Genomic DNA, 25,762 nt, shown 5'->3' with positions numbered 1-25,762 from the left:
AGGGAAGCCCAGAGCCCTGCCGCGCCCCCGCCCATCTGATGTACCGTCAGATTCATGGTGGCCCGGAGGAGAGCGGCCGTCGTCGGCGTGGCCCTGTCGGACTGCGGCCGCCTGAACGACGCGACCCCGTACGCCCTGCACGCCCAGGCGGCCCGCCGCGCCCTGGCCGACGCGGGCATGGACCGGTCACTGGTCGACGGCTTCGCCTCGGCGGGCCTGGGCACCCTCGCCCCGATCGAGGTCGCCGAGTACCTGGGCCTGCGTCCCACCTGGGTCGACTCCACCGCCGTGGGCGGCTCCACCTGGGAGGTCATGGCGGCCCACGCGGCGGACGCGATCGCGGCCGGGCACGCCCGCGCGGTGCTGCTCGTCTACGGCTCGACGGCCCGCGCGGACGTCCACGCGGGCCGCCGCACCGGGACGCTGTCCTTCGGCACGCGGGGCCCCTCGCAGTTCGAAGTCCCCTACGGCCACACCCTGATCGCCAAGTACGCCATGGCGGCCCGCCGCCACATGATCGAGTACGGCACGACGATCGAGCAGATGGCGGAGGTGGCGGTGCAGGCCCGGGCCAACGCGGCCCTCAACCCGGAGGCGATGTTCCGCACCCCGGTCACCGTCGACGAGGTCCAGGCCGGGCCCGTGATCGCGGACCCGTTCACCAAACTGCACTGCTGCGTCCGCTCCGACGGCGGCGCCGCGGTGCTGCTGGCGGCGGAGGAGTACGTACGGGACTGCCGGACCTCGCCGGTGTGGGTGCTGGGGACGGGAGAGGCCGTCTCGCACGCGGCCATGTCCGAGTGGCCGGACTTCACGGTCTCGCCGGCGGCGGTGAGCGGGCGGCTGGCGTTCGAACGGGCGGGGGTGCGACCGTCGGAGATCGACTTCGCCGAGATCTACGACGCGTTCACCTACATGACCCTGGTGACACTGGAGGACCTCGGCTTCTGCGGGAAGGGCGAGGGTGGGGCGTTCGTGGAGAAGGGGCGGCTGCGGGTCGAGGGCGGGGCGCTGCCGGTGAACACCGACGGCGGCGGGCTGTCGGCCCAGCATCCCGGGATGCGCGGGCTGTTCCTGCTGGTGGAGGCGGTGCGGCAACTGCGCGGGGAGTGCGGGCAGAGGCAGGTGCGGCGCAGGGACGGGGCACTGCCCGGGCTCGCGGTGGCGTCGGGGACGGGGGGCTGGTTCTGCTCGTCGGGGACGGTGGTGCTGGGGGCGGGGTGAGCGGCCGCGCCCCGCGGAGGAACACGCGCGCGGCGTCACGGCGTTGTACCGGGCAGTGTCCGTTTCGCCGAAGGAGACCGTGGTGGCCCTGACCCGCGAAGAACGTGAACAGTTCCTGGCCGAGCCGCACATCGCGGCGCTCGCGGTCGACGCGGGGGCGGGCCGCGCCCCGCTCACCGTGCCGATCTGGTACCAGTACGAGCCAGGCGGCGACATCTGGATCATGACCGGGCGCGACTCCCGGAAGAACGAGCTGATCGGCGCGGCGGGCCGGTTCTCCCTCATGGTGGACCGGGTCGAGCCCACGATCCGGTACGTGTCCGTGGAGGGGCCGGTGGTCGACACGGCCCCCGCGACCCTCGAACAGCTCCGGGAGATCTCGGCGCGCTACCTGCCGGCCGAGAAGGTCGACGGCTACGTGGACTTCGCCTGGAAGAACCACGGGGAGCAGCTGGTGCTGCGGATGCGGCCGGAGCGGTGGGTCTCCTCGGACCTGGGGCAGGTGTGAGCCCCGGCGGACCGCCGGAGCGGTGACAATCGGGGCATGGCAACCGATCTCCACGCGCTGCTGAGGTCGCTGCGGGTCTGGGACCCGCAGACCACGGACCTGCGGCACTTCGACCCGGCCACCGCCCCCGCGGCCCCCCTGCCCCTGTTCACCGAGTGGTTCGCGGAGGCGGTGGCGGCCGGGCAGCCCGAGCCGCACACCATGTCGCTGGCGACCTCGGACGAGTCGGGCCTGCCCGACGTGCGGATCGTGATGCTGCACGGCGCGGACGCCGACGGCTGGTCCTTCGCGTCCCACGCCGGCAGCCGCAAGGGCCGGCACCTCGCCGGCCGGCCGTACGCCGCGCTCGGCTTCTACTGGCCGGTGCTGGGCCGCCAGGTGCGGGTACGCGGCCCGGTGTCGGCGGCTGCGTCCGTGGAGGCCCAGGGCGACCTGCACGCCCGCTCGACGGGGGCACTGGCGGCGGCGCTGACCGGACGCCAGAGCGAGGTGCTCGCCTCCTTGGACGAACTGGCCCGGGCCTCGGAGTCGGCGTGGGAACGGGCGTCACGGGAACCGCAGGCGCCGGTGCCGTCCTGGACCCTGTACCGGCTGCGGGCCGAGGAGGTCGAGTTCTTCCAGGGCGACGAACGCCGTCGGCATGTCCGGCTCCGCTACCGGCGGGACGGGCAGGAGACGGCCGCGAAGGAGTGGTCGCGGGAGCTGCTCTGGCCGTGAGGGGGCGTTTCGCGCGACTGACGTCCGACACCGACCGACGACCTCGGAACCAGGCCCTCGGTACCGGGGCGTCCGGGTCCACGGTCCGATCCGCGGGACGGCTCGGCCTAGGCGGTGCCTCGTCCCGGTTGATGCCATTCATGGGCGCACCCGTCGGCGCAGTACCGCTCCCGCCGCCGGGCGTCCGCCTGTCCCAGCACCTGGATCAGCAGACGGAAAGCCTTGATCCGCTCATGCCGCGGCCGCAGGGCGGCGACCTTTCCCAGCTGTTCGTCGATGCGTCCTGAAGGATCAGCACCGACGGGGTGTGGGACGGCCGGAGCCCGGAGCGCCGGATGCCCTCCGAGGCGTCTTCACCGGTGGCTCGTGCCTGGACGCGGAAAGCACGGAGCATCCTCAGCACAGCTCCCTGTTCTTCCTCGGCCAGGCCCTCGAACCATGCGAGCCCCCGGTCCGGCGGGCGCAGGCCCCGGGCGAGCTCGTTGAGCAGCACAGCGCGCTCATCCATCCGTCACCCCCGCACTCCTACGTGAAGTCGTACACCTCGAAGTCCGCCACCGGGCGGTAGCCGATGCGTTGGTACAGGCTGTTGCTGGTCGGGTTGGCCAGGTCGGTGAAGAGGAGGACCTCCTCCGCCCCGGCGGCCAGGGCGGCGCGGCTGACCTCGGTCGTGACCGCGCCCGCGTAGCCGCGGCCGCGCAGGTGGGGCGGGGTGTAGACGGGCGCGACCCGGATCTGGCCGGCGACCTGGGGACCGGTGCCTGCCATGGCGACGGGGACGCCGTCGGGGCTCTCCCAGAAGGTGATGCCGCCGCTGCCGATACGGGCGTCCGCCCACTCGGCGGAGTCGCGGGCGGTGCCCGGGTCGACGGACTCGCTGAACTCGTCGTGCCAGCGGACGAGTCGCTCGCGATCCGCTGCGACCGCGACCCGGGGGCCGCCGGGCGGCAGGGGTCCGGGCGCGGTCAGGGTGCCGAGCCGGTAGAGCCGCTGGCGCTGGCGGAGGGCCGCTGTCACGCCCGTGTGCCGCTCCCAGGCCTCGGCGAAGGCGGCGGCGGTGTCGCACGGCGCGTTCACGCCGGGCGGGCGGCGCCCGAGGGCGGCCAGCTGCGCGGCGAGGGTGTCCGCGTCCCCGGGGGTGAGGGCAGTGAGGTTCAGCCAGTGCGGCGGGGTGCGGAAGAAAGTCGCCCGGACCACCCCGTCGCGTTCCAGCAGGCCGAACTCCGGCGCTCCGGCGCCGTACACGCACCGGCCGCGCGTGCGCAGCGTCTCCGTGACCGTCAGCGGCACGGTGTGCAGCGCCGGCCGGGAGCGGAGGAAGGCGCCCGCGCGGGTCAGGAAGTCGTCGAGGTCATGGGTGAGGTGCCAGTTGCCGGTTTCGGTGTCGGTCGCGGTGTCCGTGCCTGTGTCCATGGTTCATGGTGCCGTCAGCGGCCTCCCGGGCACTTCCCATTTTTCGCGGGCGGCCCCGCTCAGGTGCCGCTGTCCTCGGCGAGCGTGTGCGCCACCAGCGCGTTGGCGTGGCCGTGGCCCAGGCCGTGCTCGGTCTTGAGCCAGGTGACGAGCTCCATGTGCCGGGTCAGTGGCGAGCTGCGGATGAGCTCCTGCCAGTCGGCGATCGGCCGGCCGTACTTCTTCTCGATGGACGGGAAGTAACTGGCGGGGCCCTTCACGGGTGCGGTCATCTCGGCCGGTCCCTTCTCTTCTCTGCGGTGCCGCTGCGGGGTGCTGCGGTTGCCGGGTTTGACCGGCCGGGCCGCAGGGACTGATCACCCCTCCGAAGTGACGTGCGTCACATGGCCGTGCTCTGGCCGTCCGGCCCCGCCGGCTCCGGATCCGTGGCCAGGCGTGCGTGCAGATGGGCGTCCCGGAACGCGTCATGGCGGCCCTCCTGGAAGATCGCGCCGCGCAGAGTGCCCTCATAGGAGAACCCGCACCGCTCGGCGATCCGGCACGACGCGTCGTGACCGACCGCGTGATCCAGCTCCAGCCGGTGCAGCCCGAGTTCCGTCAGCGCCCAGTGGGCGGTGAGCAGGAGGGCCCGGGTGGCGACGCCCCGGCCGCGGGCCTCGGGCAGGACCCAGTAGCCGACCCGGGCGACCTTCAGGTGGTACTTGATCTCGTTGACGCCGATGTGCCCCAGCGCCGTGTCGGCGCGCGCGTCCGCGACCCGGAACGACACCGACGTCCCCTCCAGGGCGCTCTGCGCCCGGGCGAGCAGCGACTCCCGCGCGCCCGCCCGGTCCGTGACCAGTCTCAACGGGGTGTTCCAGCGCCGGAAGTCCGGATCCCGCATGCCGCGCAGCCAGGTGTCGACGTCGGCACCGGACCCCGCGTCCCAGGGACGCAGACGGAGGCCGTGGCCGTGCAGATCCGGGTGGGAGCCGGTCAGGGACCGGTCGCGTATGGGGGCCATGAGTCCCATTCAAACCCGTGGTGCGGGATTCGGGGCCGCCGGGACGGAATGAAGACGGCCGCCCAGGCCCGGCTTCCCGGCGCTCGGGGCATGCCGGCGGAGTCGCTCGGCACGCTGGCCCCGGGACGAGCTCCCCGGCGCCGCCCGGCCGCTCCGTCAGCGCGACTGGGCCGACGGGGGCGGCTCGGGCCCGGGCACCGTCCGGAACACCGGGACGCCCTCCCGGAATGCCACCTCCAGCTCCGCCCCGCCCGACAGTTCGAGATCCTCACCGGCCGGGTCGCCCCCTGACCCGACGATCTCCGTCATCATCCGCGGCCCCTCGGCGAGTTCGACCACGGCGGCGACGTACGGGACGCGTTGCGGGAACGGCGGCAGGTCGTTGCGGTGGACGACGGACCACGTGTAGAGCGTGGCGCGGCCGCTCGCCGTCTCCCACCTCACGTCCTCGCTCCAGCAGTGGGGACAGAACTCGCGCGGGTAGTGGTGGGCCCGGCCGCAGGCCCCGCAGCGGCGGATCAGCAGCCTGCCCCCGGCGGCCGCGTCCCAGTACGCCCGGGTGAAGGCGTCGGGCTCGGGCAGGTCGAAGCGGGCGGCCATCAGAACAGGCCCAGGGCGCTGTCCAGCGACCACGTCTGCCAGGACATCCCGAACAGCCCGACCACCGACATCAGCGCCATCATCGAGTTCTGCCCCTGCTCGGCCACGTCGTGGACCATGAGCGTGAAGTAGAGGGCGTTGAGGAGGAATCCGCCGGCCAGGGCGACCGGGGTGAGGAAGCCGGTGATCAAGCCCAGACCGAGGGCCAGTTCCGCGTAGACGACGACGTACGCCATCGCGCGCGGGTGCGGCGCGACGGCCGCCTCGAAGCCCGACCGGACGGCGCGCCAGCGGTGCTCGGCGGCGACGCCGGCCGCCCACGTGATGCCGCTGCCCCGTTCGAACCAGGCCTTGCGGTCCTTGTGCCGCCAGCTCTCCAGCCACCACAGCCCGAGCCCGATCCGCAGCACGGCCAGCCATTGCGCTCCGGTGAGCCAGATCGCGTCCATGCGATCTGACGGTACGTCAGTTCTTCGGATGCGCAAGACCCGCCGAGGGGACGGAACCGCGTACGCCCCCCGACGATCCACCCCGACGGACATGCTCACCGGTCCGCCACAACCGGGCCTCCGGCGCCACGGACCCCTCCCTCTCCCCCTACAGCCGTGATCAATCCGAAACCAATTCCGGTCTTGACCGAGACCCATCAAGCGGTCCCGTGATTACGCTCCCGCTCATGGCCGACTCCACACCCCCCACACGCGCCTTCACGCAGCCCCCGCCCGACCGCCCCGTCTACGTCATCGGCGGCGGCCCCGGAGGGCTCTCCGCGGCGTACGCGCTGCGCGCCCGGGGCATACGGGCCGTCGTCCTGGAGAAGTCCGACCGCGTGGGGGCGTCCTGGCGCCGCCACTACGACCGGCTGCACCTGCACACCACCCGCCGCCTCTCGGCCCTGCCCGGCCTGCCCATGCCCCGCCGGTTCGGGCGGTGGGTGTCCCGGGACGACGTGGTGCGGTACCTGGAGAAGTACGCCGAGCACCACCGCCTCGAGATCGTCACCGGCGTCGAGGTGTCCCGGATCGAACGCGCCCCCGACGGCACGGGCTGGCTGCTGCGCGCCACCGGCGGCCGGGAACTGACCGGCGCGGCCGTGGTCGTCGCCACCGGCTACAACCACACCCCGCGCGTGCCGGACTGGCCCGGCCGGTCCGCCTTCACCGGCGAGTTCCTGCACGCCGGCGAGTACCGCAACGGCGAGCCCTACGCCGGCCGGGACGTCCTCGTCGTCGGCGCCGGCAACACCGGCGCGGAGATCGCCGTCGACCTGGTGGAGAGCGGCGCCGCCCGGGTCCGGCTCGCCGTGCGCACCGTCCCCCACATCGTGCGCCGGTCGACCGCCGGCTGGGCCGCCCAGTACAGCGGTGTCCTGGTCCGCCGGCTGCCGGTCGGCCTGGTCGACCGACTGTCCCGGGTGCAGGCCAAGGTGGCCGTGCCCGACCTGTCGGCCCACGGGCTGCCGCGTCCCGGCACCGGGCTGTACTCGCGGGTGCGGCAGGGGGCGATCCCGGTGCAGGACGTCGGCCTGATCGACGCCGTGCGCAAGGGCAAGGTGGAGATCGTGGCCGCCGTGGACGGCTTCGAGGACGGCGGCAGGATCGCCCTGGCCGACGGCACCCGGATCTCCCCGGACGCCGTGATCGCCGCCACCGGGTACGTCCGCGCCCTGGAGGACCTGGTCGGCCACCTCGACGTGCTCGACGACCGCGGCAGGCCCGTCACCCACGGCGCCCGCGCCCCGAAGAACGCCCCCGGCCTGTACTTCACCGGCTTCACCAACCCGATCAGCGGCAATCTCCGCGAGATGGCGCTCGACGCGGTGAAGATCGCGAAGGCCGTCGCGAGGAACGACTCGCGGGGCGCGTCCCGGCTGCCGACCTGAGGACCTCGCCCTGCGGACCTGATGCCCGAGGGGCCGTTCGCCCAACTTCGCCTGCCCTCGCCATTCCTGACGTCGCGTCGTTTCAGTAATCTGACAAGGCGTCAGTTAGCGGCTGTCTCACAGGAGCGGGCGGAAACGATGCTCGGATCGACTCACGGCACCCTCACCACCGACTCCCGACGGGCCCGGGCCATCGCCTGTGGCGAACGGTCCGGGCCCGTCGTGCACGGCAGGCCGGCCCAGCCGGACGACCTCGACGTCAGCGGGCGGCCGCTGCACACCGACGCACCCGACCTGGACCGCTTCTTCCGCCCCCACTCCGTCGCCGTGATCGGCGCCTCGGACGCCGAGGGGCGCCCCCACACCGGCATCACCCGCCGCCTGGCCGACTGGGCGGAGCGCGTCGGCGCCCGGCTGTACCCGGTGCACCCCTCCCGGCCGTCCGTCTTCGGCATCCCCTGCTCCCCTTCCGTCGCCGACCTGCCCGAGCAGGTCGATCTGGCGGTGGTGCTGGTCGGGGACCCCCTTCCGGTGATCGAGGAACTGGCCGAGGCCAAGGCACGGTTCGCGGTCGTCTTCGCCTCCGGGTTCGCGGAGACCGGGCCGCAGGGCGAGGCCGCCCAGCGGCGGCTGGCCGCCGCCGTCGAGCGGTCCGGCCTGCGGCTGCTGGGGCCCAACACCAACCTCAACGCCTTCGAGCGGTTCCGCGACGACCTGGAGGGGCCGGCGATCGCCTTGATCACCCAGTCCGGCCACCAGGGCCGCCCCCTCTTCGCCCTTCAGGAACTCGGCATCCGCCTCTCCCACTGGGCGCCCACCGGCAACGAGGCCGACCTGGAGAGCGCCGACTTCCTCTCCTACTTCGCCGAGCAGCCCGAGGTCGGCGCGATCGCCTGCTACCTGGAAGGCCTCAAGGACGGCCGTTCCTTCCTGCTCGCCGCCGACCGGGCCGCCCGGCGCGGCGTGCCGGTCGTCGCCGTCAAGGTGGGGCGTACCGAGACCGGCGCCCGCACGGCCGCCTCCCACACCGGCAAGCTGACCGGCGCGGACGCGGTGGTGGACGCGGCGCTCCGGCAGTACGGCGTGATCCGCGTCGACGGGCTCGACGAACTGCAGGACACGGCCGCCCTGCTGGCCCGGGCCCGCCCGCCGCGCGCGGACGGGGTCGTCGTCTACTCCATCTCCGGTGGCACGGGCGCCCACGTCGCCGACCTGGCGGCCGGGGCGGGCCTGAGCCTGCCGGTCCTGTCCGAGGCCAAGCAGGCCGAGCTGCACCAGTGGATACCCGAGTACCTGAGCGTCGCCAACCCGATCGACAACGGCGGCCACCCGGTCGGCGACCATCGCGGACGGAAGATCATCGACGCGATCCTCGCCGATCCCGCGGTGGGCGTGTTGATCTGCCCGGTCACCGGGCCGTTCCCGCCGCTCAGCGACCGGCTCGTCCGTGACCTGGTGGAGGCGGCCGAGCAGACCGACAAGCTCGTCTGCGTGGTGTGGGGTTCGCCGGTCGGCACCGAGCCGGCCTACCGCGAGGTCCTGCTCGGATCGTCCCGCGTGGCCACCTTCCGCACGGTCGGCAACTGCCTCACCGCCGTCCGGGCCCACCTCGCCCACCACCGCTTCACGACCGCCTACCGCTCCCCCTTCGACGATGCCCCGCGCACCCCTTCGCCGTCCTACCGCAAGGCGCAGGCCCTGATGCAGCCCGGCCGGCAGCTCAGCGAGCACGCGGCGAAGCAGCTGCTGCGGGCGTACGGCATCCGCGTACCGCGCGAGCAGCTGGTGACCAGCGCGGCGGCGGCCGTCCGCGCGGCCGGGCTCGTGGGCTACCCGGTGGTGATGAAGGCCTCCGGCGCCCGGATCGCCCACAAGAGCGAGCTGGGCCTGGTGAAGATCGGGCTGACCTCGGCCAGCCAGGTCCGTGACGCCTACCGGGAGCTGACGGACATCGCCCGCTACGAGGACGTCTGCCTGGACGGCGTCCTGGTCTGCCAGATGGTGGAGCAGGGCGTCGAGATGGTCGTCGGTGTCACGCACGACGACCTGTTCGGCCCGACCGTGACCGTCGGGCTCGGCGGCGTGCTCGTCGAGGTGCTGCGCGACACCGCCGTGGGAGTGCCGCCCTTCGGGGAGGAACAGGTGCGGGACATGCTCGCGGGGTTGCGCGGACGGGCTCTGCTCGACGGGGTCCGGGGGCGGCCGGCGGCGGATCTGGAGGCGCTGGTCGAGGTGGTCCTGCGCGTCCAGCGCATGGCACTGGAACTCGGCGACCAGCTCGCCGAACTGGACATCAACCCGCTGCTGGTCCTGCCCCGGGGGCAGGGCGCCGTGGCGCTGGACGCACTGGCGGTGTGCCGCTGATGACGAAGGCCGCTGTTGTGCACACGAGCGGCGACCACGTCCTCACCGTCACCCTCAACCGGCCCGAGAGCCTCAACGCCCTCACGGCCGGGCAGCGCGAGGAGATCATCCGGCTGCTGTCGCAGGCGTCCGCCACGGCGGAGGTACGCGCTGTCGTGATCACGGGGACGGGTCGCGGCTTCTGCTCAGGGGCCGACCTCCGGGGCGCCGGCCCGGCCGGGGATCGCGTCGCGGGCGATGTCGCGCGCACCCTGCGCACCGGCGCCCAGCGTCTGATCGCCGCCGTGCTCGACTGCGAGAAGCCGGTGATCGCGGCGGTGAACGGCACGGCGGCCGGCCTCGGAGCACACCTCGCGTTCGCCTGCGATCTCGTCCTGGCGGCCGAATCGGCCCGCTTCATCGAGGTGTTCGTCCGGCGCGGCCTCGTCCCCGACGCGGGCGGCGCCTACCTCCTACCCCGTCTCATCGGCCCGCAGCGCGCCAAGGAACTGATGTTCTTCGGGGACGCGCTCACCGCCCCGGACGCCGAACGCCTCGGGCTCGTCAACCGGGTCGTCAGGGACGAGGAGCTCGAGAAGACGGCACGCGCGTGGGCCGAGCGGCTCGCCTCCGGCCCGACCCGCGCCCTCGCGCTGACCAAACAGCTCGTCAACGCCTCCCTCGACACCGACCGCACCAACGCCTTCGCCGCCGAGGCCGCCGCGCAGGAGATCAACATGACGACGGCGGACGCGCAGGAGGGCGTGCGGAGCTTCGTGGAGCGGCGGAGCCCGCGGTACGGGGGGCGCTGACCCTTCCCATCTGACGCTACGTCAGTTTCAATGTCGGGGTGATGGGACAAGCAGGGATGGCGGAAGCCGCCGTCCGCTACCTCAGGTCGGTCCGCACGGCCGCCCCGGCGCCCGTCGACGCGCTGCCACGGCCCGAACTGCGCTGCGTCGGCGCCGACGAGCGCGCTCCGCTCGACCCACGGGAATTCCGGCGGGTGCTGGGGAACTTCGCGACGGGCGTGGCCGTGATCACGGCACCACCCGCCTCCCCCGGCGAACCTCCCGCCGGATTCGCCTGCCAGTCCTTCACCTCGCTCTCCCTCGACCCGCCCCTGGTCGCCTTCATGGTCGGCCGTACGTCGGCGACCTGGCCGCGGATCGCCCGCGCGGGGGTGTTCTGCGTCAATGTCCTGGGCGCCGGGCAGGGCGAGTTGTGCCGGGCGTTCGCGGTGAGCGGCGCGGACAAGTTCGCGGGGGTGGCGTACGACGCGGCGCCGGTGTCGGGTGCGCCGCGCCTGGCGGGCGCCGTGGCGTGGATCGATTGCGCCGTCCACGCCGTCCACACCGGCGGCGACCACCTCATCGTGGTCGGCCGGGTGACCGCCCTCGGCACGCAGGACACCGGAGGCCCGCTGCTGTTCCACAGGGGACGCTTCGCGCGGCTGGCGGACTGACGCCCCAGGGGGCACCGGCCCGGTGAACCGTGCACACGGAGGACTGCAGAAGGTCGACAGTGAGCCGCATGAGCACCGAAGGCAGACCGCAGGAACCGCCCGAGCACGCCCGGTTCGCCGCCTACCTGGCCGCGCTGGAACAGGTCACCGGCGCGGACGAGATCGAGCTGGTCGGCGACGTCCTCACGGACCCGGACCGGATCATGGCCCAGGGCGCCGTGCTGCGGCATCTCGACCGCCGGGCCGCACAACTGTGCGCCGGACCCGCCTGGGAGGAGTGGGCGCAGGCCATGGCCCGCGTGGTGATCCGGCATCCTTTCCTTCTCCGGCGCCTGCGGGAGTGGTCCCTGTTCCGGGCCGTCGCGCTCCGGCTGCCCTGGCGTCGGGAGGACCTGCTCGCGTCGTCCTCCTGGCTCCAGCTCCGGATCGCGGCCGGATCGGACGCCGAGGCGCTCGGGGTGCTCGCCGAGAGCGGCCGGACGAAGAGGATCCGCCACACCGCCCGGACCGGTCCGGCCCGGCAGCGCAGCCGGGGAACCCGCTGAAGCGGTGCCCCGGTTCAGGCCACCGCCACCGCGCCGCCCGCCCTCCGCCGGATCACCAGCGCCATCAACGCCGCCGCCGCGCACAGGGCCCCCGACGCGTACCACATCACGTCGTACGTGCCGAAGGTGTCGCGGGCGACGCCGCCCAGGAAGGCGACGGCGGCGGCGCCGATCTGGTGCGAGGCCAGGACCCAGCCGAAGACGATCGCGCTGTCCTCGCCGTACTGCTCGCGGCACAGGGCCAGGGTCGGCGGGACGGTGGCGACCCAGTCGAGTCCGTAGAAGACGATGAAGAAGATCATCGGGGGGTGGACCGTCGGGCCGAGCAGGAGCGGGAGGAACATCAGGGACACGCCCCGCAGCGCGTAGTAGACCGCCAGCAGGCGGCGCGGCTCGAAGCGGTCCGTGAACCAGCCGGAGGCGATGGTGCCGACGACGTCGAAGACGCCGATGACCGCGAGCAGGGAGGCGGCGGCCCGGATGGGCATGTGCGCGTCGTGCGCCGCGGGGATGAAGTGGGTCTGGATCAGGCCGTTGGTGGAGGCGCCGCAGATGGCGAAGGTGCCGGCGAGCAGCCAGAACGGGCCGGTGCGCACGGCGGAGAGCAGGACGGTCACGGCCCGGCGGGCAGCGCCGGGGACGGGCGGGGGCTTCGGCACGAACTCGGTGGCGCCGTACGGCTTCTGGCCCACGTCCGCCGGGTGGTCGTGCAGCAGGAGCCAGACGAACGGCACGACCGCGAGGGCGGCGAGGGCGACCGTCACGGCCGCCGGGCGCCAGTCGTACCGGTCGATGATCCAGGACAGCAGGGGCAGGAAGATCAGCTGGCCGGAGGCCGAGGCGGCGGTGAGGATGCCGCTGACCAGACCGCGCCGCTCGGTGAACCAGCGGTTGGTGACGGTCGCCGCGAAGGCCAGCGCCATGGAGCCGGAGCCGAGACCGACCAGCAGGCCCCAGCACAGCATCAGCTGCCAGGCCGCGGTCATCCACACGGTGAGCCAGGAGCCGACCGCGATCACGGTCAGGGCGACCGCGACGACCCGGCGGATGCCGAAGCGGTCCATCAGGGCCGCGGCGAACGGGGCCGTCAGGCCGTACAGCGCGAGATTCACCGAGACGGCGGCGCCGATCGTGCCGTGCGACCAGTCGAACTCGTCGTGCAGGGGATCGATGAGCAGGCCCGGCACGGATCGGAAGGCGGCGGCGCCGATGATCGTCACGAAGGTGACGGCGGCGACGAACCAGGCGCGGTGCACACGCCCACGAGTCGGCTTCGGCGGATGCTGGACGGCCGCCGCATCGGTTGTCTGGGTCACGGCATAGAGCCTCCGGCCTGCGGCACAACCACATCGAGTGGCCGGAAGGACAGTATTCGTTAGGATCGGGCCATGAGCCGTGAGCCGGAGTTCCGCCCGCATCGCGTCGTCGTCCTCGCCCTCGACGGTCTGCTCCCCTTCGAACTGGGCATCCCGCACCGCATCTTCGGCCGCCCGAGGGACGCCCGGGGGCGCCTGCTGTACGACGTCGTCACGTGCTCGATCCGCCCGCCCGGCCCGGTGCAGACCGACGCCGACTTCGCCATCCAGGTCGAGCACGGCCCCGAGACCCTGGCCACCGCCGACACCGTGATCGTCCCGGCGTCGTACGAGCTCGGCCCGGTCTTCGAGCAGGGCGAGCTGACGGGCGAGCTCGCCGCCGCCCTCGCCCACATCCGCCCCGGCACCCGGCTCGCCTCGATCTGCACCGGTGTCTACGTGCTCGCCGCCGCCGGTCTCCTCGACGGCCGTCCGGCCACCACGCACTGGGCCGACGCCGACCGGTTCCAGCGGCTCTTCCCGCAGATCGAGGTCGACCCGGGCGTCCTGTTCATCGACGACGGCGACGTCCTGACCTCCGCGGGCGTCGCGGCCGGCATCGACCTGTGCCTGCACATGGTGCGCCGCGACCACGGTGCGGTGATCGCCAACGACGTGGCCCGCCGCACGGTCGTACCGCCGCACCGCGACGGCGGGCAGGCGCAGTACATCGCGCGGCCCGTGCCCGATCCGCAGCAGGCGTCCACCACCACCGCCCGCGCCTGGGCCCTGGGCCGCCTCCACGAGCCGATCCAGCTGCGCGACATGGCCGCCCAGGAGTCCATGTCGGTCCGCACCTTCACGCGCCGATTCCGCGAGGAGACCGGCGTCAGCCCCGGCCAGTGGCTCACCCAGCAGCGCGTGGAGCGGGCCCGCCACCTCCTGGAGTCCACCGACCGCTCCGTCGACCAGGTCGCCCGGGACGCGGGCTTCGGCACGGCCCAGTCGATGCGCCAGCACCTCCAGACGGCCCTGGGCGTCACACCCTCCGCCTACCGGCGGACGTTCCGGGCGGAGAACGACACGGCCGCCGCCCTCAGAAGGTGAGCACCGCCCGCGCCACCCGCCCCGCCTCCGCGTCCGCCATCGCCTTCTCGAAGTCCTCCACGGGGTAGGTCCGGGTGACCAGTTCGTCCAGCAGGAGGCGCCCCCGGCGGTACAGGCCGGCGTACAGGGCGATGTCCCGCTGCGGGCGGGAGGAGCCGTAGCGGCAGCCCAGGATGGACTTGTCGAGGTACAGGGAGGAGACGCGGAAGGACGCCTCGGCCGTGGCCGGGGGCACGCCGAGCAGGATGGCCTGGCCGTGCCGGTCCAGGGAGTCGATCGCCCGGCGGATCAGCTCCACGCGGCCGACGCACTCGAAGGCGTGGTCCGCGCCCGTGGGCAGGAGGTCGCGCACGCCCTCGGCCGAGGTGAGGAAGTCGGTCGCGCCGAACCGTCGTGCCAACTCCTCCTTCGCCGGGTTCGCGTCGACGGCCACGATCCGCCCGGCGCCCGCGAGCCGGGCCCCCTGGAGCACGTTCAGGCCGATACCGCCCGTCCCGATGACCAGGACGCTGTCGCCGCGGTCCACCCGCGCCCTGTTCAGTACGGCGCCCACCCCCGTCAGCACCCCGCACCCGATGAGCGCCGCCGACGTCAGCGGAATGTCGTCGGGGATGCGGACCGCCTGTACGGCCTTGACGACCGTGCGCTCGGCGAACGCCGAGTTGGACGCGAACTGGTGCACCGGAGAGCCGCCGTGGCCGAACGGCCGGCCCGGGCGTCCGATGGCCTGCCGGCACATGGTCGGCCGGCCCCGGTCGCACTCCGCGCACGTGCCGCAGTTTGCCAGCGTGGACAGCGCCACGTGGTCCCCCGGCGTGACATGGGTGACGCCCCCGCCGACCGCCTCCACGACCCCGGCCCCCTCATGGCCCAGCACCACCGGAACGGGGAACGGAATCGTCCCGTCCATCACCGACAGATCGCTGTGGCACAGCCCGGCCGCCGCGATCGCGACCCGCACCTCGCCCGGCTCCGGCTCGCGCACCTCCAGGTCCGTCACGACCCGGGCCCGCTTCCCGTCGAAGATCACGCCTCGCATCACACGGCCCCCTTGGGCTCCCTGGGCAGGCCGAGCACGCGCTCGGCGATGATCGTGCGCTGGATCTGGTCCGAGCCGCCGTAGATCGTGTCGGCCCGGGAGAAGAGGAACAGGTGCTGTGCCGCGTCCAGTTGGTACGGCGACCGCGCCGACCAGTCGACCGGACCGACGCTCGCGGCGGCGCCCCGCACCTGCACCGCCAGCTCCCCGAGCCGCTGGTGCCAGCCGGCCCACAGCAGTTTGGCCACGCTCGGGGCACCCGCGTCGCCGGAACCGCCCAGGGTGCGCAGGGCGTTCCAGCGCATCGTCCGCAGCTCGGCCCACTGCCGCACGAGCCGCTCCCGTACGACGGGGTCGCGCACGGCGCCCGACTCGACGGCCGCCCGCACCACGCCGGCCAGTTCCTCGGCGAACCCGATCTGCTGGGCCAGCGTGGACACGCCCCGCTCGAAGCCGAGCAGGCTCATGGCGACGCGCCAGCCGTCGCCCTCGCCGCCGACGACGTGTTCCGCGTGCGCGTCGTCGAAGAAGACCTCGTTGAAGTCGCTGGTGCCCGTCATCTGCCGGATGGGGCGGACCTCGATCCGGCCCGGCTGGTCCATCGGGACGAGCAGGAAGGTCAGCCCGTGGTGGCGCACCGAGCCGGGTTCGGTCCTGGCCAGCACGAAACACCAGTCCGCCTCGTGCGCGAGTGATGTCCAGATCTTCTGCCCGGTGACGCGGTAGGCACCGCCGTCCGGTCCGCGCACGGCCGCGGTACGGATACCGGCCAGGTCCGATCCGGCTCCCGGTTCGCTGTACCCCTGGCACCACAGCTCCTCACCGCGTGCGATCGGCGGCAGGAACCGGGATTTCTGGGCCTCGGTGCCGTGGGCGATGAGGGTGGGGGCGAGCAGGTTCTCCCCGATGTGCCCGGAGCGCGGGGGCGCGGCCGACCGCGCGTACTCCTCCGCCCAGACGACCTGCTGGGTGAGGGTGGCTCTGCGGTTGCCGTAGCCGTCGCCGTCCCACCCGAGCCCGATCCATCCGGCCGCGCCGAGGGTGCGCTCCCAGGTGCGGCGCTCACTCGTGCCGTCGGCATGCGCGCCGAGCCAGGCACGAGCCTCGGCACGGAAGTCCTCGTCTTCTGGCGTGAGTCCGAAATCCACGATCGCCGCCTCGATTCGATGTGCGGTGGAGACATCTCCTTGGGGGGCGCGGGGAACCGCGCGAACCACCCCCACCGGCCCGCTGCCGCCACGCGGCACGCGCCCCGGCCCCTCACGCGTTGGGCCGTTCCCCTTCCCGGGCAGCCCTTTCCATCCCGGCCACCCGCTCCAGCATCGGCATCGGATCCACCCCCACCGACCCGGGCAGGCACTCCGCGATCCGTTCCACGGTCCACCCGTCGGCGGCGTACGCGGCGCGCAGCTCCCTCGGCTGTGCCCACACCGCGATCTTCGTGCCGGCCACCGTGTACACCTGCCCGGTCACCCCCTGCCGGGCGGCGGTGTCGGACAGCAGGTACACCACCAGCGGGGCGACATCCTCCGGTTCCCCGATCTCGGCCAGTTCCATCGGCACCCCGGCCGACATCCGGGTCCGCGCGACCGGCGCCACCGCGTTGGCGGTCACCCCGTACTTGTGCATCCCGAGCGCGGCGCTGCGCACCAGCGAGATGATCCCGCCCTTGGCGGCGCTGTAGTTGGCCTGCGACACCGACCCCTGGTGGTTGCCGCTGGTGAAGCCGATGAGCGTGCCGGAGCGCTGTTTGCGCATCACCGCGGAGGCCGCCCGGAACACCGTGAACGTGCCCTTCAGATGGGTCGCGACGACGGGGTCCCACTCCTCCTCGGTCATGTTGAACAGCATCCGTTCGCGCAGGATCCCGGCCACGCAGACGACACCGTCCAGCCGCCCGTACGACGCCAGCGCCACGTCGACGACGCGCTGCCCGCCCGCCATCGTGGAGATGTCGTCGGCGACGGCCACGGCCCCACCGCCCGCCGCCTCGATCTCCTTGACCACGGTTTCGGCGATCTCGCTCGCCGGTGAGGCGCCGTCGACCGAGACGCCGTAGTCGTTGACGACGACCTTCGCTCCCTCGGCCGCCGCCGCGAGGGCGACCGCCCGGCCGATGCCCCGCCCGGCACCCGTGACGGCGACCACCTTGCCTGCCAAGAAGTTCCCCACGCCCGGCCCCTTCCCGTCCCACGGTTTCTGACGGACCGTTAGATATTGGATTCCCGAATTCTACGACCCGTCAGATAGGCGCGGACAAGCCCCGGGGAGGACTCATGTCACTACCGGACGCGTTCCACGACATCGCCAAGCGCGTGAACAACTGGGGCCGTTGGGGGGCCGACGACGAGATCGGCACGCTGAACCTGATCACCGACGAAGTGGTGAGGGAAGCCGCGGCGACCGTCCGCACCGGCCACCGCATCCCGCTCGCCCTGCCTCTCCAGCGCGACGGTGTGCAGACGGGGATGATCCCCGGCCGTATCGACCCCCTGCACGCCATGGTGCAGATCAACCAGGAGATCTTCGGCCCGGGCACGGTCGCGTGCAGCGACGACGTGGTGACCATGGGGCTGCAGGCGGCCACCCACTGGGACGCCCTGCCCCATGTGTCGCACTCGGGCCGGCTCTACAACGGCCGTCCCGCCCACACCGTCACCCCGCACGGCGGCGCCGAGTTCAGCGGCATCGGCACGGTCCGGCACGTCGTCTCACGCGGGGTACTGCTGGACGTCGCCCGGGCTCGCGGCACGGACCGGCTCGACGGCGGGTACGCGGTCACACCCGAGGACCTGGACGCCGCCGAGGAGTTGGCCGGCACACGGGTGCGGGCCGGTGACATCGTGCTGGTGCGGACCGGGCAGATCCGGAGCTGCCTGGCCGGGGACCGGCACGGCTACGCGTATCCGTCGCCGGGGCTGTCGATCCGCACACCGGAGTGGTTCCACGCGCGGGACGTCGCCGCCGTCGCCAACGACACCCTCACCTTCGAGGTGTTCCCGCCCGAGGTGGAGAACCTCTGGCTGCCGGTGCACGCCCTCGACCTGGTGGAGATGGGCATGCCACAGGGCCAGAACTGGAATCTCGAAAAGTTGTCCACAGCCTGTGGAGAAGCGGGCCGGTACGCGTTCCTGCTGACGGCGACCCCCGAACCGTTCACCGGGGCGACCGGTTCTCCGGTGGCACCCGTGGCCGTCCTGTAGGCCCCGCACGGCCGGGCCGCCACCAACGAGGTGGCGGCGTCGCGCTGCTCGCCCCGAGCACGGCAGCGCGCGCCGCCACCCGACTCCGGCGCTCCCGCCCCGACTTCCTGACCTCGAAAGAAGCCGACGCCGCCGAACAGCGACTCGCACTCGACGAGGGCTGCCGTCCACCGAAGCCCTCGTCGTCCCCTCACGGCGAATCGCTGCCCACCAGCGTGATCACATGGTCACGCGGCGTCAACACCCGCTCGGCGGTATGCCGCTTATACGGCTTTCGTCGCGGGCGCGCACGGAAGCACATCCCGGCGCATCACCGCATGCCCCGACCTAATCGGCCGTCCCTCTGCCTCCGTGCCCCGCCCCCGCAGTACAACCCCGCGGCATGTGCCGTCACACACCACGCGCCCGGCGGGCACGGCCGGCGTCCTACACCACCTCGTACGCCAGCCCTTCGAATGACGCCCCGCCGCCGTACGCCACCGCACCGCCTCCGCACGACGCCGACAGCTCGCGGGACTTCGCGCACCGGTCCAGTTCGCACCAGATGCGCTTGCCGGTGGCCTCGACACTCCAGCCCCAGCGGTCGGCGAGACCGTCGACGAGAGCCAGGCCCCGGCCGCCGGTCGCGTCGTCACCGGCGCACCGGGGCACGGGTGCCCGGTCGCTGCGGTCCGCCACCTCCAGGCGGACCGTGGCCTCCTCCGTCACCACGGGCGGCAGGGACAGCCGCAGGACGGCGGGGCGGCCGGTGTGCACCACGGCGTTGGTGACGAGCTCGGAGACGAGCAGGATCAGCGTCTCGGCGAGGGGTTCGTCGGCCTGTATGCCGGACCCGGCCAGGCGGGAGCGGGCCCACCGCCGGGCTCGCCCCACTTCTGCGGGGTCGGGCCGGATCTCCAGCTGCACTTGAAGCACCTGCACCGCTCACACCATCCGAACCGGCGGACACTTAGGCTCGCGCCTCACGAGGGCCACGATCGTAGCCATTTTCTGCATGGCCAGAACAACGGCCGGGACAAGGATCACAGAACGTGAGTCCCTTGTGGGACAGCATGGTTGACGTACAGTCACGCCAACAAGCGCTTCGGGCATATTCCAGCGCGAAGGAGTACCCGTGCGGCATACTGTGCGACGCTCGCCGCGGGCAGTCGAACAGGCCGCGCCACTGGGTCGCACTGCGCTCGGAGCCACTCGCATCTGACACAAGGTACCGGAGCGGGCAATCGACTCCAGGCCGTAACGAGTCACACTGAGGACACAAGCCGATATCAACGCTCCGTGATTCCGGTATGCCACGATCCATGACATCTCCGGGAACGCGCACGGCGACGTCGCAGCCAGACGGCCCGTCAGGCCGTTCCGGGGGGCAGAGCAGCCGCGAGCAGCTCCTCACTCTCCGTGACGCCCCCCGCACGCTGGGTTCGAACCCATGCGCGTTTCAGATGCAGATGGACCTCGGACTCCCAGGTGAAGCCCATGCCGCCGTGCACCTGGAGGCAGTCCCGGGCGCCGCGCACCGCGGCCTCGTCGGCGAGGACCCGGGCCGCGGCGATGTCGGCCGGGTCGGCGGTGACGGCGGCCGCGTACACCGCGACGCGGGCCGTCTCCGCCCGGACCAAGATCCCCGCGCACAGGTGCGCCACCGCCTGGAAGGCCCCGATCGGCCGGCCGAACTGTTCGCGGGCCCGGGCGTGTTGCGCCGCCAGTTCGCAGACGCGGCCGGCCGTGCCGAGTTGCTCGGCGGCGGTGAGCAGGACCGCGACGGGGTCGGGAGCGGATCGCCGCGCGGGCAGGCGGTGCAGGGGGGTGAGCGGGTCGAGCGAGCGCAGCGGCACGGCTCCGGTGGCGTCCCCGCGGACGACGTCCGCCTGCGCCAGCCACTCCACCAGCCCGCCGTCCACGGCCGCCACCACCGTCTCCCCGGTGGCCGCGCCGGGTACGGCACCGGCCGCCAGGTGGGTGGCGACGAGCGGCCCGGGCAGCAGCGCCCGCCCCGCCTCCTCGAACGCCAACACCGCCTCGGGCAGACCGAGTCCGACCCCACCGTCCGCCTCCGGCACCCGCAGCGCGAAGAACCCGAGGTCACCGAGGGCCCGCCACACCTCCCGGTCGAGACGCGGCGCCCCGGCGGCGGCCCCCTCACCGGCGCCCTCCAGCGCGGCCCGCAGCGCCTCCCCGTCGAAGCGCCGTGCGAGCACCCCGCGCACCCCGTCCCGCAGGGCACGCTGGTCGTCCGTCAGACGGAACCGCACGGCCCCTCACCGCCCCTTCGGCAGGCCGAGGATGCGTTCGGCGATGATGCTGTGCTGGACCTGCGAGGTGCCGGCCGCGATGGTGTACGACAGGGCGGACAGCCGGTCGAGGGTCCACGGCCGGTCCAGGTCGAGGCAGTCGGGGCCCAGCACCTCGGCGGCAGCGTCGTACAGCTCCTGGCGGGCGTGCGAATAGCGGAGCTTGAAGACCGAGCCGCCGGTGCCCGGGACCCCGCCCGACTCCTCCGCCGCGCTCACGTTCCACTGCGTGAGCCGCCACAGCGCCCGGAACTCGGCGTTGAGCCTGCCCAGCCGGCGCCTGAGGGCCGGGTCGTCCCAGCGGCCGTTCGTACGGGCCTCGACGGCCAGTTCGCCCAGCACCCGCCGGCAGGCGACGACCTCGCCGGCGAAGGCCGTGCCCCGCTCGAAGGAGAGCGTCACCATGGTCACGCGCCAGCCGTCGTTCTCGTCCCCGACCCGGTTCGCGACCGGCACCCGCACCTCGTCGAGGAACACCTCGGCGAACTCGGCCGACCCGGCGAGCGTGCGCAGCGGCCGTACGGTGATGCCGGGCGCGTCCATGGGCAGGGCGAGCCAGGTGATGCCCCGGTGCCGGGGCGCCTCGGGGTCGGTGCGGACCAACAGCTCGCACCAGTCGGCCACTTGCGCGTGGGAGGTCCAGATCTTGGAGCCGGTCACCACGTAGGCGTCGCCGTCGCGCCGCGCTCGGGTGCGCAGGGCCGCGAGGTCGGAGCCCGCCTCCGGTTCGCTGAAGCCCTGGCACCAGACCTCCTCGCCGCGCAGGATCGGCGGCAGCCAGCGCTCCCGCTGCTGCGGCGTGCCCTCCGCGGCGACGGTCGGGCCGGCGTGCAGGAGACCCACGAAGTTGGCGCCCACATAGGGCGCGCCGGCCTTCTCGGTCTCCTCCAGGAAGATCAGCCGCAGGGTCGGTGAGGCACCCCAGTGGACGTCGGCGTATCCGGCGTCGTGGAGCGTGCGCTGCCAGCCGAGGTCGTACGCCCGCCGCCCCGGCCAGTCGCCGGGCGACGGTCTGGGCGGGAGACCCGGGAGCGTCTTCGCGAGCCAGTTGCGCAGCCGGGCCCGGAAGTCCTCCTCCTCGGGCGTGTACGACAGGTCCATCAGCGGTCGAGGTCCAGGTCCAGCATCCGGATGGCGTTGCCCCGCATCAGCTTGTAGACCGTCTCGTCGTCGAGGCCCTTCACATGGTCGAGGGCGACTTCCTTGGTGTGCGGGAAGGTCGAGTCGACGTGCGGGTAGTCGGTCTCGAAGGTGGCGTTGTCCCGGCCGACGACGTCGATCGAGGCGACCCCGTGTTTGTCGCGGAAGAAACAGCAGAACATCTGCCGGTAGTAGTACGTGGACGGCGGCTCGGGGACGGTGTCGCGCACGCCGCCCCAGGCGCGGTGCTCCTCCCAGACGTCGTCGGCGCGCTCCAGGGCGTAGGGGATCCAGCCCATCTGGCCCTCGGAGTAGGCGAGCTTGAGGCGCGGGAACCGCACCAGGACGCCGCTAAAGAGGAAGTCCATCATCGAGGCCATCGCGTTGTTGAAGCTGAGCGAGGCCTGGACGGCGGGCGGGGCGTCCGGGGAGGCGGCCGGCATCTGTGAGGACGATCCGATGTGCATGTTGACGACCGTCCCGGTCTCCTCGCAGACGGCGAAGAACGGGTCCCAGTAGCCGGAGTGGATGGACGGGAGCCCGAGGTGGGTGGGGATCTCGGAGAAGGTCACCGCCCTCACCCCGCGTGCGGCGTTGCGGCGGATCTCCGCGACCGCCAGGCCGATGTCCCACAGCGGGATCAGGCACAGCGGGATGAGCCGCCCGCCGCTGTCGCCGCACCACTCCTCGACCATCCAGTCGTTGTAGGCGCGCACGCAGGCGAGGGCGACCTCCTTGTCGTGCGCCTCGGCGAAGGTCTGCCCGCAGAACCGGGGGAAACTGGGAAAGCAGAGGCTCGCCTCGACGTGGTTGAGGTCCATGTCCTTCAGGCGTTCCTTCGGGTCCCAGCAGCCGGGCCGCATCTCCGCGCGGGTGATGCCCTCCAGGGTCATCTCGTCCCGGTCGAAGCCGACGGCCGCGATGTTGCGCTTGTACGGGAACTTCAGGTCCTCGTAGACCCACCAGTCGGTGGGCGGACCGTCCGGGTCCATGGTGATGCGGTACTTGCCGCCGATGTAGGCGAGTTCACCGATGCCGGCGGTCAGCGCCCTGGGCCCGCGCTCGCGGTACCTGGCCGGCAGCCAGGTGTCGAAGAGGTGGGCGGGCTCGATCACGTGGTCGTCGACGCTGATGATGCGGGGCAGTTCGGTCGCCATGGGTCCCCTCCGCCGGACGGTGCTCATCTGATGCTGCGTCAGATAGCATCTCATCTGACGATCCGTCAGCCAAGGAGCAGGGGGCACCCGTGAACGAGACCCCGCACGCCCTGAGTTCGTCCGCCACCCTGTGGGAGCTGGTCACCCGCCGCGCCGCCCTCACCCCCGACCGGCCACTCTTCCTCCAGGGCGACCGCACGCTCACCTTCGAGGCCCTGCGTGCGCGTGCCGAGCGGGTCGCGGCCGGGATGTACGGCATGGGTGTGCGCCCCGGCACGGTGGTCGCCTGGCAACTGCCCACCCGCATCGAGACGGCCGTGCTGTCCTTCGCCCTGGCCCGTCTCGGTGCCGTGCAGACCCCGGTGATCCCCTTCTACCGGGACCGGGAGGTCGGCTTCGCCCTGCGCGCGTCCGAGGCGGAGTTCTTCGCGGTGCCGGGCGTCTGGCGCGGCTTCGACCACGGGGAGATGGCCCGCCGACTGGGCGCGAAGGGCGTCTTCGAGGCCTACCGGGCGCTGCCCGACGGCGATCCGTCCGTTCTGCCGCCCCCACCCTCCGACGGCACCGCCGTCCGCTGGATCTACTGGACGTCCGGCACGACGTCCGACCCCAAGGGCGTGCTGCACACGGACCGTTCGCTGCTCGCGGGCGGCTCCTGCCTGGCCCACGCGCTGCGGCCCGCGGCGAACGACGTGGGTTCGATCGCCTTCCCGTACGCCCACATCGGCGGCCCCGACTACACGGTGATGCTGCTGCTGTACGGCTTCCCGGCGGTGCTGTTCGAGCAGTTCGCGCTGCCGGACGCGCTGGCGGCGTACCGCGCGCACGGGGTGACGATGGCGGGCGGGTCGACGGCGTTCTACTCGATGTTCCTGGCCGAGCAGCGCAAGCGGCCGGGGACGCCCGTGGTGCCCACCCTTCGGCTGCTGGCGGGCGGCGGAGCGCCCAAGCCGCCGGAGCTGTACCACGCCGTGGTGCGGGAGATGGGCGTGCAGCTCACCCACGGCTACGGCATGACCGAGGTGCCGATGGTCACCATGGGGGCGCCGGACGACGGTCCCGGATTGCTGGCGGCGACCGAGGGACGGCCACCGGAGGGCATGGAGATCCGGATCGTGGACGGGGAGGTGCGGCTGCGCGGGGAGGCCGTGTGCCGCGGGTATCTGGACCCCGAGCAGACGGCGGAGGCCTTCGACGAGGACGGGTTCCTGCGCACCGGCGACCTCGGGCACCTCACGGAGACCGGGCACCTGGTGCTCACCGGCCGCCTGAAGGACGTGATCATCCGCAAGGGCGAGAACATCTCGGCCCGGGAGATCGAGGACCTGCTGCACCGGCATCCGGCGATCGGCGACGCGGCCGTGATCGGCCTGCCCGACGCCGAGCGCGGGGAACTGGTGTGCGCGGTGGTGGAACAGCCGCCGGGAGCCGCTTCCTTGACGCTCGCGGGCGTGACCGCGTTCCTGCGCGCCGAGGGACTGTCGGTGCACAAGCTGCCCGAGCGGCTTGAGGTGGTGGACACCCTTCCGCGGGGCGAGACCCTGCGGAAGGTGCTCAAGTACAAGCTCCGCGAGCGCTATGCGGGCACGTGAGGCCGCTCGGGCACGCGCCCCGGCCGGGCTATTCGGGCACGGTGAAGTAGCGGGCGAAGGCCGGGACGACCTCGGCCTCGCCGACCTTGCCGTCACCGTCCCCGTCGAGCGCGGCGGCGGCCGGCCGGGCGGCGTCCTCGGGGACGCCGAGACACTTCAGCACACGGGCGGCCTCCTCGACCGTCGCGGCACCGTCACCGTCGGTGTCGGCGACGTCCAGGGCCGCGTGCAGGAAGGGGCGGGCGATCTCGGCGAACCGGTCGGGGTTGTCGCGCAGGCGCTTGACCGCGCCGTTGACGAACTCCTCGCGCGTGATGCGCTGGTCGCCGTCACGGTCCGCCATCCCGGCCATGCCCTGCCAGAAGGCCTCGGCACCGCCGTACAGGGCCTGCCCCTTGTCGGACCGGGCCGCCACGCCGAACTCCGCCAGGAGCCCCTTGGCCGCGCCGTAGAAGTCCTCGCGGTCGATGTAGCCGTTGCCGTCCTGGTCGAAGGTGGCGAACCGGGCGGCGATCTTGTGCTCGTACTCGCTGCTGGCCATGTCTCTCTCGGGCCGCCTTACGTCGGATGGGGTGTGTCTCGGTCGGAGCGTACGACGGAGGGAGCCGTTCGGGCGCGGGAAAACGTCACTTCTGCCAAGACCGGGGGAATTCCGGGACACCGGTGTGCCGAAACGGCGACACTCGGCCTACCGCGCGTCATCGGCCCGTCACGCGGACAGGGGTTCGCCCTCGTCGCCGAGGGCCGCGTCCACATCGCCGTACACGTCGAACAGCCTGCGGACGCCCAGCGCTCCGAGGACGCGGTTGACGTGCGATCCGTCGGCCGCGCCCCGGGCGGGCAGCACCAGGCGCAGCCGGCCCTGGCAGGAGCGGATCAGGCGGCGGACCGCGATGAGCACGCCGACGCCGCTGGAATCGCAGAAGAACACCTCGGACAGATCCAGGACGAGGCAGTGGTGCCCCTCGGCCACGACGTCGTGCACACGCTGACGCAGCACCGGCGATGTCACCAGATCCAGCTCGCCCGACACCTGGAGCACAGCCCAATCGCCCTGCTCGCCACCGGTCACATTGAAGGTCACCACCACGCCCCTCGATCGCCAAAACGGAAGCAGTCCCTACGCTTCCTTGCAGCGCGGCTGCCCAGCGGCCGTTCCCTGAAACGCGACCCGAAAAACGGATCCCCCGCAGGAGAGGCTTGTTTTAGTCGACTTCGATCCTGTTCGATCCTCTTCA

26 protein-coding genes and 1 pseudogene are annotated in these 25,762 nt (G+C 72.7%); 11 read left to right on the top strand and 16 right to left on the bottom strand.

Annotated features, from left to right (window positions below):
• The first annotated feature begins 54 nt into the window (after positions 1-54).
• The 3 genes from ACIQHQ_RS12565 to ACIQHQ_RS12555 all read left to right on the top strand — a co-directional run bounded on the left by ACIQHQ_RS12565 (position 55) and on the right by ACIQHQ_RS12555 (position 2,449).
• Entirely contained in the window at positions 55-1,224 is a 1,170-nt protein-coding gene (locus ACIQHQ_RS12565) for a thiolase C-terminal domain-containing protein (protein WP_402611913.1), read from the top strand.
• Between the two features lie 82 nt (positions 1,225-1,306).
• Positions 1,307-1,732 carry a pyridoxamine 5'-phosphate oxidase family protein gene (locus ACIQHQ_RS12560; RefSeq protein WP_402611912.1) on the top strand — a complete coding sequence of 142 codons (426 nt, stop codon included), beginning with the start codon at positions 1,307-1,309 and terminating at the stop codon, positions 1,730-1,732.
• 36 nt (positions 1,733-1,768) lie between these two features.
• Positions 1,769-2,449 (top strand): pyridoxal 5'-phosphate synthase, encoded by a 681-nt coding sequence (locus ACIQHQ_RS12555; protein WP_402611911.1) that lies wholly within the window; start codon positions 1,769-1,771, stop codon positions 2,447-2,449.
• A 107-nt stretch (positions 2,450-2,556) separates the two neighbouring features.
• On the opposite strand, the pseudogene ACIQHQ_RS12550 reads toward ACIQHQ_RS12555, so the two are convergent.
• The 6 genes and pseudogenes from ACIQHQ_RS12550 to ACIQHQ_RS12525 all read right to left on the bottom strand — a co-directional run bounded on the left by ACIQHQ_RS12550 (position 2,557) and on the right by ACIQHQ_RS12525 (position 5,914).
• A pseudogene (locus ACIQHQ_RS12550) lies at positions 2,557-2,957 on the bottom strand (DUF5958 family protein).
• Between the two features lie 17 nt (positions 2,958-2,974).
• The gene (locus ACIQHQ_RS12545) at positions 2,975-3,862 is read right to left on the bottom strand and encodes a GNAT family N-acetyltransferase (RefSeq protein WP_402611910.1); all 888 of its coding nucleotides are present in this window, start codon (positions 3,860-3,862) and stop codon (positions 2,975-2,977) included.
• 59 nt (positions 3,863-3,921) lie between these two features.
• On the bottom strand, positions 3,922-4,134 hold the full coding sequence (locus tag ACIQHQ_RS12540; RefSeq protein ID WP_352119587.1) for a DUF4287 domain-containing protein: 213 nt from the start codon (positions 4,132-4,134) through the stop codon (positions 3,922-3,924).
• 107 nt (positions 4,135-4,241) lie between these two features.
• Positions 4,242-4,865, bottom strand: a complete 624-nt coding sequence (locus ACIQHQ_RS12535) for a GNAT family N-acetyltransferase (RefSeq protein ID WP_402611909.1) — start codon at positions 4,863-4,865, stop codon at positions 4,242-4,244.
• Between the two features lie 156 nt (positions 4,866-5,021).
• The gene (locus tag ACIQHQ_RS12530; protein WP_402611908.1) at positions 5,022-5,465 is read right to left on the bottom strand and encodes a Zn-ribbon domain-containing OB-fold protein; all 444 of its coding nucleotides are present in this window, start codon (positions 5,463-5,465) and stop codon (positions 5,022-5,024) included.
• A complete protein-coding gene (locus ACIQHQ_RS12525) occupies positions 5,465-5,914 on the bottom strand; it encodes a DoxX family protein (RefSeq protein ID WP_402611907.1) in 450 nt (149 codons plus the stop codon). The genes ACIQHQ_RS12530 and ACIQHQ_RS12525 overlap by 1 nt, the downstream gene beginning before the upstream one ends.
• A 227-nt stretch (positions 5,915-6,141) precedes the next feature.
• On the opposite strand from ACIQHQ_RS12525, the gene ACIQHQ_RS12520 reads away from it, so the two are divergent.
• The 5 genes from ACIQHQ_RS12520 (at position 6,142) to ACIQHQ_RS12500 (ending at position 11,700) form a co-directional block, all read left to right on the top strand.
• Positions 6,142-7,347: a flavin-containing monooxygenase gene (locus tag ACIQHQ_RS12520; protein WP_402611905.1), complete on the top strand. Its 1,206-nt coding sequence runs from the start codon at positions 6,142-6,144 to the stop codon at positions 7,345-7,347.
• A 138-nt stretch (positions 7,348-7,485) separates the two neighbouring features.
• Positions 7,486-9,711, top strand: coding sequence for an acetate--CoA ligase family protein (locus tag ACIQHQ_RS12515; protein WP_402611904.1), 2,226 nt, complete (start codon positions 7,486-7,488; stop codon positions 9,709-9,711).
• Positions 9,711-10,502 (top strand): enoyl-CoA hydratase/isomerase family protein, encoded by a 792-nt coding sequence (locus tag ACIQHQ_RS12510; RefSeq protein WP_402611903.1) that lies wholly within the window; start codon positions 9,711-9,713, stop codon positions 10,500-10,502. Before ACIQHQ_RS12515 ends, ACIQHQ_RS12510 begins: the two co-directional genes overlap by 1 nt.
• Before the next feature lie 41 nt (positions 10,503-10,543).
• Positions 10,544-11,155 (top strand): flavin reductase family protein, encoded by a 612-nt coding sequence (locus ACIQHQ_RS12505; RefSeq protein WP_402611902.1) that lies wholly within the window; start codon positions 10,544-10,546, stop codon positions 11,153-11,155.
• A gap of 68 nt (positions 11,156-11,223) precedes the next feature.
• Positions 11,224-11,700, top strand: a complete 477-nt coding sequence (locus ACIQHQ_RS12500; protein WP_402611901.1) for a hypothetical protein — start codon at positions 11,224-11,226, stop codon at positions 11,698-11,700.
• Between the two features lie 14 nt (positions 11,701-11,714).
• Here the strand turns inward: ACIQHQ_RS12500 and ACIQHQ_RS12495 are convergent, their stop codons facing one another.
• Positions 11,715-13,016 (bottom strand): MFS transporter, encoded by a 1,302-nt coding sequence (locus ACIQHQ_RS12495; protein WP_402611900.1) that lies wholly within the window; start codon positions 13,014-13,016, stop codon positions 11,715-11,717.
• Between the two features lie 72 nt (positions 13,017-13,088).
• Here ACIQHQ_RS12495 and ACIQHQ_RS12490 point away from each other — a divergent pair, with 72 nt between their 5' ends.
• Positions 13,089-14,102 (top strand): GlxA family transcriptional regulator, encoded by a 1,014-nt coding sequence (locus ACIQHQ_RS12490; protein ID WP_402611899.1) that lies wholly within the window; start codon positions 13,089-13,091, stop codon positions 14,100-14,102.
• On the opposite strand, the gene ACIQHQ_RS12485 is transcribed toward ACIQHQ_RS12490, so the two are convergent.
• The 3 genes from ACIQHQ_RS12485 to ACIQHQ_RS12475 all read right to left on the bottom strand — a co-directional run bounded on the left by ACIQHQ_RS12485 (position 14,092) and on the right by ACIQHQ_RS12475 (position 17,313).
• The gene (locus ACIQHQ_RS12485) at positions 14,092-15,141 is read right to left on the bottom strand and encodes a Zn-dependent alcohol dehydrogenase (RefSeq protein WP_402611898.1); all 1,050 of its coding nucleotides are present in this window, start codon (positions 15,139-15,141) and stop codon (positions 14,092-14,094) included. The two genes, ACIQHQ_RS12490 and ACIQHQ_RS12485, sit on opposite strands and share 11 nt — an antisense overlap.
• Positions 15,141-16,289 (bottom strand): acyl-CoA dehydrogenase family protein, encoded by a 1,149-nt coding sequence (locus ACIQHQ_RS12480; RefSeq protein WP_402611897.1) that lies wholly within the window; start codon positions 16,287-16,289, stop codon positions 15,141-15,143. Before ACIQHQ_RS12480 ends, ACIQHQ_RS12485 begins: the two co-directional genes overlap by 1 nt.
• A 112-nt stretch (positions 16,290-16,401) precedes the next feature.
• Positions 16,402-17,313 (bottom strand): SDR family NAD(P)-dependent oxidoreductase, encoded by a 912-nt coding sequence (locus ACIQHQ_RS12475; protein WP_402611896.1) that lies wholly within the window; start codon positions 17,311-17,313, stop codon positions 16,402-16,404.
• 104 nt (positions 17,314-17,417) lie between these two features.
• Between ACIQHQ_RS12475 and ACIQHQ_RS12470 the strand changes: the two genes are divergently transcribed.
• A complete protein-coding gene (locus tag ACIQHQ_RS12470; RefSeq protein ID WP_402611895.1) occupies positions 17,418-18,344 on the top strand; it encodes a cyclase family protein in 927 nt (308 codons plus the stop codon).
• A 426-nt stretch (positions 18,345-18,770) separates the two neighbouring features.
• Here ACIQHQ_RS12470 and ACIQHQ_RS12465 read toward each other — a convergent pair whose 3' ends face one another.
• The 4 genes from ACIQHQ_RS12465 to ACIQHQ_RS12450 form a co-directional block, all read right to left on the bottom strand.
• Positions 18,771-19,250, bottom strand: a complete 480-nt coding sequence (locus ACIQHQ_RS12465; RefSeq protein ID WP_402612174.1) for an ATP-binding protein — start codon at positions 19,248-19,250, stop codon at positions 18,771-18,773.
• Positions 19,251-19,693: 443 nt separating this feature from the next.
• Complete coding sequence (locus tag ACIQHQ_RS12460) at positions 19,694-20,596, bottom strand: acyl-CoA dehydrogenase family protein (protein ID WP_402611894.1); 903 nt, start codon at positions 20,594-20,596, stop codon at positions 19,694-19,696.
• A gap of 6 nt (positions 20,597-20,602) precedes the next feature.
• A complete protein-coding gene (locus ACIQHQ_RS12455) occupies positions 20,603-21,736 on the bottom strand; it encodes an acyl-CoA dehydrogenase (protein ID WP_402611893.1) in 1,134 nt (377 codons plus the stop codon).
• A complete protein-coding gene (locus ACIQHQ_RS12450; RefSeq protein WP_402611892.1) occupies positions 21,736-22,932 on the bottom strand; it encodes an amidohydrolase family protein in 1,197 nt (398 codons plus the stop codon). Before ACIQHQ_RS12450 ends, ACIQHQ_RS12455 begins: the two co-directional genes overlap by 1 nt.
• Before the next feature lie 89 nt (positions 22,933-23,021).
• Here ACIQHQ_RS12450 and ACIQHQ_RS12445 point away from each other — a divergent pair, with 89 nt between their 5' ends.
• Complete coding sequence (locus ACIQHQ_RS12445; RefSeq protein ID WP_402611891.1) at positions 23,022-24,524, top strand: class I adenylate-forming enzyme family protein; 1,503 nt, start codon at positions 23,022-23,024, stop codon at positions 24,522-24,524.
• Between the two features lie 28 nt (positions 24,525-24,552).
• Here the strand turns inward: ACIQHQ_RS12445 and ACIQHQ_RS12440 are convergent, their stop codons facing one another.
• Positions 24,553-25,065, bottom strand: a complete 513-nt coding sequence (locus tag ACIQHQ_RS12440) for an EF-hand domain-containing protein (protein WP_402611890.1) — start codon at positions 25,063-25,065, stop codon at positions 24,553-24,555.
• 168 nt (positions 25,066-25,233) lie between these two features.
• Positions 25,234-25,614, bottom strand: a complete 381-nt coding sequence (locus ACIQHQ_RS12435) for an STAS domain-containing protein (protein WP_402611889.1) — start codon at positions 25,612-25,614, stop codon at positions 25,234-25,236.
• Positions 25,615-25,762: the final 148 nt, after the last annotated feature.

Source organism: Streptomyces sp. NPDC092370, from assembly GCF_044755265.1.
In the GTDB taxonomy this organism is placed as follows: Bacteria; Actinomycetota; Actinomycetes; order Streptomycetales; family Streptomycetaceae; genus Streptomyces.
This window is presented reverse-complemented; position numbering and strand designations above follow the sequence as displayed.

Coding starts and splice junctions, on each gene's coding strand:
- ACIQHQ_RS12530 (WP_402611908.1), bottom strand. CDS start 5,465: ATGGCCGCCCGCTTCGACCTGCCCGAGCCCGACGCCTTCACCCGGGCG.
- ACIQHQ_RS12525 (WP_402611907.1), bottom strand. CDS start 5,914: ATGGACGCGATCTGGCTCACCGGAGCGCAATGGCTGGCCGTGCTGCGG.
- ACIQHQ_RS12535 (WP_402611909.1), bottom strand. CDS start 4,865: ATGGCCCCCATACGCGACCGGTCCCTGACCGGCTCCCACCCGGATCTG.
- ACIQHQ_RS12545 (WP_402611910.1), bottom strand. CDS start 3,862: ATGGACACAGGCACGGACACCGCGACCGACACCGAAACCGGCAACTGG.
- ACIQHQ_RS12510 (WP_402611903.1), top strand. CDS start 9,711: ATGACGAAGGCCGCTGTTGTGCACACGAGCGGCGACCACGTCCTCACC.
- ACIQHQ_RS12490 (WP_402611899.1), top strand. CDS start 13,089: ATGAGCCGTGAGCCGGAGTTCCGCCCGCATCGCGTCGTCGTCCTCGCC.
- ACIQHQ_RS12520 (WP_402611905.1), top strand. CDS start 6,142: ATGGCCGACTCCACACCCCCCACACGCGCCTTCACGCAGCCCCCGCCC.
- ACIQHQ_RS12440 (WP_402611890.1), bottom strand. CDS start 25,065: ATGGCCAGCAGCGAGTACGAGCACAAGATCGCCGCCCGGTTCGCCACC.
- ACIQHQ_RS12470 (WP_402611895.1), top strand. CDS start 17,418: ATGTCACTACCGGACGCGTTCCACGACATCGCCAAGCGCGTGAACAAC.
- ACIQHQ_RS12505 (WP_402611902.1), top strand. CDS start 10,544: ATGGGACAAGCAGGGATGGCGGAAGCCGCCGTCCGCTACCTCAGGTCG.
- ACIQHQ_RS12515 (WP_402611904.1), top strand. CDS start 7,486: ATGCTCGGATCGACTCACGGCACCCTCACCACCGACTCCCGACGGGCC.
- ACIQHQ_RS12555 (WP_402611911.1), top strand. CDS start 1,769: ATGGCAACCGATCTCCACGCGCTGCTGAGGTCGCTGCGGGTCTGGGAC.
- ACIQHQ_RS12565 (WP_402611913.1), top strand. CDS start 55: ATGGTGGCCCGGAGGAGAGCGGCCGTCGTCGGCGTGGCCCTGTCGGAC.
- ACIQHQ_RS12455 (WP_402611893.1), bottom strand. CDS start 21,736: ATGGACCTGTCGTACACGCCCGAGGAGGAGGACTTCCGGGCCCGGCTG.
- ACIQHQ_RS12540 (WP_352119587.1), bottom strand. CDS start 4,134: ATGACCGCACCCGTGAAGGGCCCCGCCAGTTACTTCCCGTCCATCGAG.
- ACIQHQ_RS12500 (WP_402611901.1), top strand. CDS start 11,224: ATGAGCACCGAAGGCAGACCGCAGGAACCGCCCGAGCACGCCCGGTTC.
- ACIQHQ_RS12485 (WP_402611898.1), bottom strand. CDS start 15,141: ATGCGAGGCGTGATCTTCGACGGGAAGCGGGCCCGGGTCGTGACGGAC.
- ACIQHQ_RS12450 (WP_402611892.1), bottom strand. CDS start 22,932: ATGGCGACCGAACTGCCCCGCATCATCAGCGTCGACGACCACGTGATC.